Origin of the sequence: Actinomadura sp. 7K534 (assembly GCF_004348575.1) — a bacterium.
In the GTDB taxonomy this organism is placed as follows: Bacteria; Actinomycetota; Actinomycetes; order Streptosporangiales; family Streptosporangiaceae; genus Spirillospora; species Spirillospora livida.
The window spans coordinates 1-9,761 of the sequence record NZ_SMKB01000256.1; the positions used below are offsets into that span (position 1 = coordinate 1).

10 protein-coding genes are annotated in these 9,761 nt (G+C 73.3%); 4 read left to right on the forward strand and 6 right to left on the reverse strand.

Annotated elements, in window-relative coordinates; translation table 11 throughout:
- Positions 1-265: 265 nt before the first annotated feature.
- Positions 266-736 (reverse strand): MarR family transcriptional regulator, encoded by a 471-nt coding sequence (locus tag E1266_RS31580; RefSeq protein ID WP_132053320.1) that lies wholly within the window; start codon positions 734-736, stop codon positions 266-268.
- A gap of 90 nt (positions 737-826) precedes the next feature.
- On the opposite strand from E1266_RS31580, the gene E1266_RS31585 reads away from it, so the two are divergent.
- A complete protein-coding gene (locus E1266_RS31585) occupies positions 827-1,087 on the forward strand; it encodes a DUF2530 domain-containing protein (protein ID WP_132053306.1) in 261 nt (86 codons plus the stop codon).
- Here E1266_RS31585 and E1266_RS31590 read toward each other — a convergent pair.
- Both E1266_RS31590 and E1266_RS31595 read right to left on the reverse strand, forming a co-directional pair.
- Positions 1,084-4,131 (reverse strand): hypothetical protein, encoded by a 3,048-nt coding sequence (locus E1266_RS31590; RefSeq protein WP_132053308.1) that lies wholly within the window; start codon positions 4,129-4,131, stop codon positions 1,084-1,086. The two genes, E1266_RS31585 and E1266_RS31590, sit on opposite strands and share 4 nt — an antisense overlap.
- Before the next feature lie 16 nt (positions 4,132-4,147).
- Positions 4,148-4,990 carry a DUF3027 domain-containing protein gene (locus E1266_RS31595; RefSeq protein ID WP_132053310.1) on the reverse strand — a complete coding sequence of 281 codons (843 nt, stop codon included), beginning with the start codon at positions 4,988-4,990 and terminating at the stop codon, positions 4,148-4,150.
- A 185-nt stretch (positions 4,991-5,175) separates the two neighbouring features.
- Between E1266_RS31595 and E1266_RS31600 the strand changes: the two genes are divergently transcribed.
- Entirely contained in the window at positions 5,176-6,591 is a 1,416-nt protein-coding gene (locus E1266_RS31600; RefSeq protein ID WP_243719120.1) for an MFS transporter, read from the forward strand.
- Between the two features lie 9 nt (positions 6,592-6,600).
- On the opposite strand, the gene E1266_RS31605 is transcribed toward E1266_RS31600, so the two are convergent.
- Both E1266_RS31605 and E1266_RS31610 read right to left on the reverse strand, forming a co-directional pair.
- The gene (locus E1266_RS31605; RefSeq protein ID WP_132053312.1) at positions 6,601-6,996 is read right to left on the reverse strand and encodes a cold-shock protein; all 396 of its coding nucleotides are present in this window, start codon (positions 6,994-6,996) and stop codon (positions 6,601-6,603) included.
- Positions 6,997-7,184: 188 nt separating this feature from the next.
- Positions 7,185-7,817: an HAD hydrolase-like protein gene (locus E1266_RS31610; RefSeq protein WP_132053314.1), complete on the reverse strand. Its 633-nt coding sequence runs from the start codon at positions 7,815-7,817 to the stop codon at positions 7,185-7,187.
- A 272-nt stretch (positions 7,818-8,089) separates the two neighbouring features.
- Between E1266_RS31610 and E1266_RS31615 the strand changes: the two genes are divergently transcribed.
- On the forward strand, positions 8,090-8,494 hold the full coding sequence (locus tag E1266_RS31615; protein WP_132053316.1) for a hypothetical protein: 405 nt from the start codon (positions 8,090-8,092) through the stop codon (positions 8,492-8,494).
- On the opposite strand, the gene E1266_RS31620 is transcribed toward E1266_RS31615, so the two are convergent.
- A complete protein-coding gene (locus E1266_RS31620; RefSeq protein ID WP_243719123.1) occupies positions 8,491-8,973 on the reverse strand; it encodes a GNAT family N-acetyltransferase in 483 nt (160 codons plus the stop codon). The genes E1266_RS31615 and E1266_RS31620 overlap by 4 nt on opposite strands.
- A 168-nt stretch (positions 8,974-9,141) precedes the next feature.
- Between E1266_RS31620 and E1266_RS31625 the strand changes: the two genes are divergently transcribed.
- Positions 9,142-9,759: a TetR/AcrR family transcriptional regulator gene (locus E1266_RS31625; RefSeq protein WP_165966286.1), complete on the forward strand. Its 618-nt coding sequence runs from the start codon at positions 9,142-9,144 to the stop codon at positions 9,757-9,759.
- Positions 9,760-9,761: the final 2 nt, after the last annotated feature.

Here is a 9,761-nt window from a genome sequence, read left to right on the forward strand (position 1 = left end):
GGGCTGCGGCGCGGCGCGCGTCCCGCGGCGGGGGCGCACGGCGGCCGGGGACGCGGAGCGGGCGGCCGCACGGACCATGCGTGCCCGCCGCCGCCCGGGGCCGCCGCGCCGCGCGGTCCCATCGGGCTCACCGTGTCCACCATCAGCAGAAGTCATTAACAGCGCTAACGATAATGGTCCGGCCGGCATTCCGCCAAACACGGCGGTTGAACGGGGGCGGTCGAACACGGGGTCGCGGGCGCCGGCGGAGCCGGCGCCCGCGGGGTCAGGAGCGGCTGAGGCGGTCGATGATCGGCGCGGCCTGGCGGAGGACCTCCCGCTCGGCCTCCGTCAGCTCGCCGAGCCGCATGGCCAGCCACGCCTCCTTGCGGCGCCGCTCGTCCGCCAGGATCGCGACGCCCTCGTCGGTCGCGGTCAGCACGACCTGGCGCCCGTCCGTGGGGTGCGGGCGGCGCGCGACGAGGCCCCGTTCCTCCAGGTGGGCGATGACGCGCGTCATCGAGGGCGGCTGCACCTTCTCGTGGTCGGCCAGCTCCCGCGGCGTCATCGACCCGTGCCGCTCGAGCGCGGCGAGGGCGGCGAGCTGGGTGACCGACAGCGGGCTGACGGCGCCGTCGCCCGCGCCCGGCGGCCGCAGCGTGCGCAGCCTGCGCGAGAGCCGCGCGATCGAGATGCGCAGCTCTTCGGCGAGGCCCGGCACGGACGGCGCGCGTTCCCGGGGCGGTTGCGTTGTCATCGTCATTCGTCTCCCGTGCCGCCCATGCTGCCACGCCGCACGCGGCGGCCGCACTCGGAGCGCCGCAAGCCCGCAACGTAACCTGGCCGCATGACCCCACCGCGCCGCCCCGACCCGCCGCCGATGAAGACCAACGACGTCCGGATCGCGGCCGGGGGCACGGCCGCCTGGGCGGTGGCTCTCGTCGTGCTGCTCATCGTCGGGCTGCCGTCCGACGACCGCTGGTGGATCTGGGTGTGCGTCGCCGGGATCGGGATCGGGCTGTTCGCCATGTGGTACGTCCCCAGGCTCCAGGCCGCACGCGCCCGGCAGGAGGCCGCCCGCCACAAGAACCAGGACACGGCGGCCTAGGGCTCAAGGTCGGATTCGGCCAGGAGGCGCGGCAGGACCTCCGGGTCGTGCAGGACGGCCTCGACCATGAGCCGGTCGGCCCAGTTCTCCGTGGACCACGCGAGCGCCCGTGCGAGCCCGCCGGGCCCGCTCGCGTGGATCTCGCCGTCCCGCGTCCACCAGGGCACGTGCTGTCCGTCCACGACGAGGCGCTCGTGCGCGATGTAGTGGGCGGGGGTCTCCGGCAGAACGGCTGCGACCACGTCCGGCACGGAACGTTTCTCACCCTGCGACTGGACGACACCAGGCACCTCGTCCCCCGCCAAGGGCAGATCGAGCAGCTCCGCAAGGCGTTCGTGTCTGCCCTGCGCGGCGATGACGAGCGGCTGGCCTTGCAGGAGGGGGAGGACGTCCGGGCCGTCCAGGACGAGCGCGTCGGCCGCGTCAACGACCTCGACCTTGCCGTCCACGACCGCTCGCACGTGATCAGGGGCTTCGACCTCGGCCTCGCGGGCGTCGGCCAGGGCCGTCCACAGTTCACCCAGGTGCGCACGGGGAACGGACCGTCCCGGGTCACCGAGGCGGTCGAGGAGCTCTTGGGCGCCCCCGGGTTCGTTGAGCAGGTCGTCCAGCGACGTGCGGACGCCCAGTGCGAGCAGGAGGCGCTCGTCCAGGCCCTCCGGCGCGATGTCGTATAGCCCTGTCAGGGCCTCGTCCCCGCCCAGCCGGAACTCGCCGGGACGGCGGCCGTCCAGTACGGGGTGACGGCTCAGCCACCACGCCGTGTAGGAGGGGACGGCGACCCGCCGACCGTTGTGCAGGGTCGCGTGCGCGGGATCCACGACCGCCGCTCGCCACGGGGGTCTCGACAGGAGGCGCAGCGCCGCAGCCCAGTCGTCGACGAGTTCGAGGTCCCGGACTGCGACGAACTCCGGTACGAGGGGCGGAAGGTCCTGCGGGCCGATCCGCCTTAGGACGTCGTCCGCCCAGCGGTCCTCGTCGTCCAGTTCGAGGGTCTCGGCCGCGTCGGCGAGCCCGGTGAGGTTCACGTCCTCGCCTCGCGCGAGGGCGAATCCGTCCAGGACTCCGGCCGCCGCGAGGACCTCCGCGCCCCATCGCTCCAGAACCTCGCCGTCGACCACCCCGAACGGCGCGTCGTCGGCCATGAGGTCGCGCAGCGGGCTTTCCGGCAGGAGCAGCTCACCCGCGGGATAGAGATCCCCGTCGTCGCCGGGCAGGGCGAGATCGGCCAGCCAGCTCTCCTCGCCCGGATCGATGTGCGCCGCCGCGACCAGCCCCAGGACCGCCTCCGCGACCGCATCGGGGTCGTCCGCCTCGAACGACTCCTCGACGGCGGCCCGCACGGCGGCGTCGCCGAGCACGGCCCGCGGTCCGGCCTCGACCGCTCCGAGCCGGGCCAGCAGCGGATGCACCGCCTCCGGGTGGACGAACCGCAGCCCCAGCGCGTCCAGCCCGCCGGGATCGACGCCGTCGGCGATCAGCAGCCCGCGCGGGCCGCGGACGATCCGTCCCGCGTCACCCGCCAGTGGCACCGGGAGGGCGCCCAGAGCGTCTGTGGCGGCCTCCGCGAGAGTCCCGTACAGCCGGTGCCACCACGCCGGTCCCCGGTCCACAGCGGCCAGCTCATCGATCACGTCGGCCAGCTCGACCCGACGCACCCCGAGCGCGGCGAGCGCCGGGTCCCGGGCGGGCCACTCCGGAGGAAGCAGCCCGGCGACGACCACGCCCTCCTCGCCCGGCTCGGACTCCTCACCACCGGGAACTGCACCGTGGGCGAGGAACTCGATGAACGGGGCCGGTGCGTCCATCGCGACGGCGTCCCGTCCGCGCGTGCGGTGGGGAAGCAGCGGCGCTTCGGGGAGGCGCTCCCGGATGCCCCGGCGGACCTTCGCGTCCAGCTCCCCCGCCCCGACGGGACCCGGAACGAGCCTCAGCACCCGCGGAGACACCGGGAGCTCGCCCAAGAGGCGTACGTAGGTCTCCGCGGCCCGCTCCACGAGGAAGTCGGTCAATGGTCCCGGCGCGACGTGGCGCCGGTCAGGTGCCAGTGGGAACGACGCAATGAGCAACGCGGGCAGATCGAGCCGTTCGTCACTGGGTGTGGGCGCGTGCACGACACCGGGCACGCCCTCCGGCAGGCCGCTCTCTGGCAAGGCCCAGCGAACCTGCCAGAACGGCCGCGCCCGTTCCTCCACTGGACGGTCTTCCAGAAGCGCCGCAGGGATCTCCCCATGCGCCTCGGCCGTCCGCCACACTCCCCCGTCGATGACCACTTCGCCGGGCTCACGCCGCTCGGCGGTCAGCTCGCGGACGTCCCCATCGACATCGATCGCCACGCTCTCCAGCGCGGGCAGGGCCAGCATCAGCGCCGCACCGACCTGCTCCAGCTGCCGCTGGACGGACTCAACCGCGTCCCCACGCAGCGGCAGCCGCACGACGGTGTCGAGCCCCGCCGGGATGTCCGGCAGTTCCGCACCGGCGAGCGCGAAAGGCAATCGCAGCAGCGGAACGTGACCGCCGCGCCGCGCCAGCTCGTCCGCGAGGACGGGGACGCCTTCGACCAGCTCACGGGCCCGCTCCCGCGACCAGACCACACCCCCGGTCCGGGACGCGATGGCGGGCCGGTCGCTGACGGCCACGACGGCGGCGAACCCGACGCCGAACCGTCCCACTGAACCGGCGTCGTCGCGCTTGGACGACGCCCGCAGCGTGGACAGCGCCTCCACACCGGCCTCGTCAAGCGGCGCCCCGGCGTTGGCCGCGGTCAGCACGGCCCCGCCCTCAGAGCCGCCGCCCGCGCGGAGGGTCAGTCTGAGACGCCCCGGAACGGCGGCGCGCAGCGCGGCGTCGGCGGCGTTCTGCGCCAGCTCGACCACGACGCGGTCGCGGTAGCCGCCGAGGGCGAAGTCCTCCTCGGTGTTGGCGTCCTCGCGGAACCTGGCGGGCGACTCGCTCCAGGCGCGCAGCACCCGCTCGCGAAGCGCCCGCGTCCCGAACGGATCCCCGTCCCGCGCGGCGTCGTCCTTCGCAGCGTCGTCCCTCATCGGGCCGGGCCCCAGGTCAGCTATGGCCGAGGGCCTCGTCGTCGAGGATCGCCGCGTCCTCACCGGACGGGACGACCTCGTAGCCCAGCTCGTCCACGACCGGCGGGCCGTGCTCGGACGCGGCCGGGATCGAGACCGCCTCGGAGTGCGCGCCGCAGCCGTGGTCGGCCGACACGACGCGCCCGTCGTCGGGCGAGTACTCGTTCGCGCACACCCCGAAGAGCTGCCGCAGCTCCCCGGCCAGCGCGACGTAGAAACCGCAGGTGGAGCACTGCGCCGGCGCCGACATCGCGATCGGGGCGCGGGGGCCTCCGACGCCGTCGTACCAGCGTTCGGCGGCCTCGTCGCGCCCCAGCCGGGACAGCACCCGGACGCGGCCGAGGCCGGGCTCCCACTGGGCCTGCCGGTCGCCGCGCTCGTCGACCTGCGTGTAGCCGGGGGCGAGCCGGGCGTCGTCGGGCGCGGTCGGCAGCAGGTCGCCGGGGCCGAGGTCGCCGGGGCGCAGCCGGTCCAGCCACGGCACCCACGGCGGGGCGAGCAGCGCGTCGTCCCCGGGGAGCAGGACGCACTCGCTGACGGTGACGTTCTTGGCGCGCGACGCCCTCGTCACGGTGACCGACCAGCGCCACCCCGTGTAGGCGGGGTCGAGGCACTCGAAATAGTGCGTGACCACGCGGTCGCCCTCGGCGCGCAGGCCGAGATGGTCTCCGACCGGCTGGGGCCACGCGGTCTCCGCCGCGGCGTCGCGGGCGAGGTCGACCGCCTCGGCGCAGGCGGCGTCGACGGCGGGCGTCCGGGCCCGGCGGGCGGGCCCCGGGGCGGTGGAACGCGCGGGACTGGTCTGACGCGATGGGCTCACATGTCAATTCTCGCCCATGGAACGACGTGTCCGGACCCCCGGGGCCCCTTGGCATGTCCCACGACGGGGTGCGGCGCCGGTCACAGGGTGAGCCGGGCGCCATAAGGGGAACGTACCCTCGGTTGGAGGCGCTGCAGGCCCTGGCACGACGGTCGGCCTGGGAACGCAGGGGGAGATCAGGGCGCATGGGTGACCGGACACGGTTCGGGCGGGCCGCACGCGCCGGTGCCGGGCGGACGGCGCGGGTGCTGCGGCGCACGCGCTCGATGCTGCTGGGGACGGGCCGGCTGACCCGCCGCGTCACCCACGCCCAGGGCGCGGGACGCAGCGGCCTCGGCAGCCTGATCGAGTCGTCGGCGTTCAATTCCGCGGGCGACGCGATGCTCACCGTCGCGCTCGCCGGGACGCTGTTCTTCGGCCTGGACGTCAACCAGGCGCGCGGCCAGGTGGCCCTCTACCTCATCGTCACGATGGCGCCGTTCGCGCTCGTCGCACCGCTGATCGGGCCGGTGCTCGACCGGGCGCGGCACGTCCGCCGGTACGCGATCGCGAGCACGTTCGTCATGCGGGCGCTGCTGTGCTGGGGTATGGCGAGCGCGCTTCCGCACGGCGACCAGGTCACGTTCCTGCCCGCCGCGTTCGGCGTCCTCGTCCTGTCCAAGGCGTTCGGGGTGCTGCGGGCCGCGGTGACGCCCCGCGTCCTGCCAAGCGAGATCTCGCTGGTGACGGCGAACGCGCGCTGCGCGTTCGCGGGCCTGATCGCCGCGTCGGTCACCGCCCCGGTCGCCGCGGGCCTCGCCGTGCTCATCGGTCCCGGCTGGGTGCTGCGCATCGGCACGGTGATCTTCCTGCTCGGCGTCGTGTTCACACTGCGGCTGCCGCGGCAGGTCGACATCCCGGACGCCGACCCCTCACCGGACGCCGAGCCGGGGTCGGAGCCGCCCGGGAAATCCGCGAGGCACTGGCGTACGCTCCCGCGCGTCGGCCCGGTCGTCGCGGAGGCGATGCAGGCGAACGGGGTGCTGCGCGCGTTCTCCGGCTTCCTGATCATCTATTTGGCGTTCCTGCTCCGCCAGGAGCGCTTCGACCCGGTGTCCCACCACGTGGCGCTCGGCCTGCTGGCGGCGTGCGCCGGCGCGGGCGGCCTCGCGGGCACGGCGCTCGGCGCCTACATGAAGGCGCGGGCGCCGCGGCTGATCGTCGTGGCGACGCTCGCGGCCGTCACCGTCGTCAGCGCGGTCGGCGCGGCCTTCTTCGGGCTCTGGGCGGCGCTGGCGGTGGCGACCGCGGCGGGGCTCGGGCAGGTGCTCGGGAAGCTGTCCATGGACGCGGTGGTGCAGCGCGAGATCGGCGAGGAGATGCGCTCGTCCACGTTCGCGGTCTCGGAGACGCTGCACCAGCTCTCCTGGGTGCTCGGCGGGCTGCTCGGCCTCGGCATGTCGATCGTCGCGGACGGGCGGATCGCGCTCGCGTTCGTCGCCGCGGCGCTCGCCGTCTCGCTGGGCCTGCTGCTGTCCCGCCAAGCCGGTCGGCAGCGCGGCACCCACCGCCCCCGCCACACGAGCACGATCAAGGACGCGCACCCGGAGATGCGGCCCTGAACACCGGGATCAGGGCGACAGGTCGTCGGCGACCGCCCGCAGCACGGTCGCGATCTTCTTCGCCTCCGCGGGCGCCGGGTGCTTGCCGCGCCGGTAGGTGTTGGAGATGCCGTCCAGCAGCTTGATGAGGTCCTCGGTGATGACGACCATCTCGTCCGGCTTCTTGCGCCGCTGCTTGGCGATGGTCTTCTCGACCGACGGCAGCGACTCCAGAACCCTGACCTGGAGCGCCTGCTGGCCCCTGCGGCCCTCGACCACGCCGAACTCGATGCGCTGGCCGGGCCGCAGCGTAGTGACCCCGCTCGGCAGCGCCGAGGAGTGCACGAAGACCTCACCGCCGTCGTCGCGCGTGAGGAAGCCGAACCCCTTGTCGGAGTCGTACCACTTGACCTTGCCAGTCGGCACCGGAGACCTCGTTCGGTAATCGTCCTGAATCGACCTCAAGATTAGTGCCTCACCGCGCGCCGGTGTACACGGAGGGGTGCTTCCCGGGCGGCCCGCGAGGCCCTTGCACGAAGCTATCCCGGACCTCCGACGGGGGCACCCGAATATCGGTGCGGACGGGACACGCGACCCGACTTGTGACTATCCGGTCATACGGTCGTTGCGAACGACGCCATCCACTCGGGGAAGGCCCCCAGATCCGGCAGGACGACGTCCGCCCCGTAAGCGGTGAGAGCGGCCGCGTCGAACGGCCCGGTCGCGACGCCCACCGCCATCGCCGCCGCGGCCCGCGCGGCGTCCACGTCGCCCGTGTGGTCGCCGACGTAGGCGCCCGCGCCGTGCTCGCGCAGCGCGACGCCCTTGCCCGCGCCGAAGAGGCCGCCCACCACCGCGTCCACTCCTAGCCCCAGGTACGCGACGGTCCGCTCCGTGTCGGCCTGGTTCTTGCCCGACACCACGACCACGCGCCCGCCTCTCGCGCGCACCGCGTCCAAGGCCGCGACGGCCCCGGGCATGAGGACGGTCGCCGGAATCGCGATGTCGGCGTAGATCGCCCGGTAGCGCGCCGCCATCGCGGGCACCTCGTCCGGCGGGAACCAGTGGGCGAGCTCGTCCTCCAGCGGCGGGCCGATGCGCCGCACGACGAGCCCGGTGTCGATGGGGACGCCGGTCTCCGCGGCGAGCGCCGCGTACACGGCCACGATCCCGGCCCGGGTGTCGGCCAGGGTCAGGTCGAGGTCGAAACCGACGGTGAGGGGGGCGTCATGATCGGGGTCGAGCACGCCTCACAGGGTAAGGGGGCTGGACACACGCGAAGACCCGCGCTCTCCTGGTAGTGGCGATGCGACGGGATCCGAGTAGGAGAACGCGGGAACTTCGCGCGGGAACCGTTCTGTTGTGACCGGGGCTGGTTGCCCGGTCCAGGTCCGGCCTCCCGTGTTGGCGATATACCCGACCGCCCGACCACAAACCGGCTGACCAGGGAAAACACAGGACTCGAACAGCCCATCCGAAGCAAAAAGACGATCAGTCCGCCCGGTGAAGGAGGCCGCCGATGACAGCGAACCCCGACCGGCCGCCCGACCAGGCCGCGACGGGCGGGCACACGACGACCCGCACCGAACCCGGCGGCGAGCACCGCGCCCCGCGGACCCGGCGCTCGCTCACCGCGGCCCGCCGCCGCACCGCCGACGCCCTGGCCACGGTCATCTCGGTCATCACCACGGCCGTCGTGCTGATCCTCGCCGTGCACATCGTGTTCGTGGCCTTCGAGGCCAACACCGCGAACGGCATAGTCGACTGGTTCGGCGACAGGGCCACCGGCCTGTCCTGGCAGTTCAAGGACATCTTCCAGCCGTCCGACCCGAAACTAGAGGTAGCCGTCAACTACGGCCTGGCCGCCCTCGTCTACCTGCTGATAGGCCGCCTACTGACCAACCTGACCCGCCGCCTGGGTTAGTCGCGGCCGGGGAAGCGGACCTTCTCAAAGGGCCAGGCGGTTTCCATCCATTCGCGGACGAACGCCTCCAACTCCTTCTCCAGGGCGGAGTTCTCCTCGTCGGCGCGGACCCAGAACACCACGACCGCGTCCGAGCCGGGCTCGTCGGACGGGGCGACGTGGATGCGGCCGAGCTGGCCCTCCCCGTCCGGGGTGATGACGACGTAGCTGAACGAGCGCCGCAGCTGGCCCTGCTTCTGGAGCCAGGCGACGTCGATGAGCGCCTGCTCGAAGGTGAACTCGCGGTCGGGCCATCCCCACTCGGGCCCGAAGCGGCCGGCGAGCCGGTCCAGGCTGCCGATCACGGCGCCGTAGTCCTTGACCACGTCGTGGACGGTGATCGGACGGATCTGGAACCGGGGACCGGCGACCAGCGTCGGTACCACGAAGTCCTCGGGCAGGAAGGCTCCGTCGGCCGCCTTCCGCGGAGACATGAACATCGCCGACCTCTCCGACGACGGCCCCTTCCGGCGACGGGGCGCGGAGGAGTGAAACTCTAGTCGGCCCCGGCCGGATGCGAGCCGGATCACGAATTCGGGCGTGCCGCGCGGACGCGGAGCCCCCGCAAGTCGCGGATGCCTTAGTGTTCTCGCGGAGGCTTCATCACCATGACGACACCTACGCGCGATCGGATCGTGGCCGAGTCGCTCCGGCTCTTCGCCCACCGCGGCTACGCGGCGACCTCGGTCGCCGAGATCGAGGCGGCCGCCGGCCTGTCACCGGGCGCGGGCGGGCTCTACCGGCACTTCCGGTCGAAGGAGGAGGTGCTCGCCTCCGCCATCCGCGAGCACATCGAGCGGACCCGCAAGCAGATCAACGACGTCCTGGACCAGGCGACCGTCTACGAGGACCGCCCGCTGGAGACGCGGCTCCGGATGACGTGCCAGGCGGGGCTGGCGAAGATGCGCGAGGAGCAGGACCTGATCCGGGTGCTGTTCCGCGACCTCGATCAGTTCCCCCACCTCGTCGCGGAGATGCGCGAGGGCATCGTCAACCCGCTGTACGACGGCATCGCCACCTGGCTGGAGTCGCAGCCGGAGTTCGAGGGCGCGGCCGAGGACTGGGCCGCCATCGCCTCGATCCTCGGCGGCGCGGTCGTGAACTACTGGCTGGCGAACGAGTCGATGTACGAGCCGCCGAAGCGCATCGACGAGAAGCGGTTCGTGGAGAGCTGGGCACGGCTCGGTCTGGGGCTGACGCACCTGGAGCACTCCCCCGCCCCCTGATC